Source organism: Cupriavidus sp. SIMBA_020, from assembly GCF_046535395.1.
GTDB lineage: Bacteria > Pseudomonadota > Gammaproteobacteria > Burkholderiales > Burkholderiaceae > Cupriavidus > Cupriavidus campinensis.
On the sequence record NZ_JAWRWU010001093.1, the window covers coordinates 1 to 255 of the forward strand.

1 pseudogene is annotated in these 255 nt (G+C 72.2%); it reads left to right on the plus strand.

Annotated features, from left to right (window positions below):
• Positions 1 to 255: pseudogene (locus SB751_RS32875) on the plus strand (oxalate/formate MFS antiporter); the annotation flags it as partial.

Consider the following 255-nt stretch of genomic DNA (forward strand, 5'->3'; position numbering starts at 1 on the left):
CTCGCGCTCGTGCTCGTGAAGCCCGTGACGCGCGCCGGCGCCGCGGCGGGCCGACGTCTCGTCACGCGTGTCGACTACACGCCGGGGCAGATGGTCCGGCAGCCGGTGTTCTGGCTCATCTACGTCTCGTTCGTGGCGGTGGCGGCGGGCGGCCTGATGGCCACGGCGCAGATCGGACCGATCGCGAAGGACTGGGGCCTCGCGCGCATTCCGATGACCGTGTTCGGCGCGACGCTGCCGCTGCTCACGCTCACG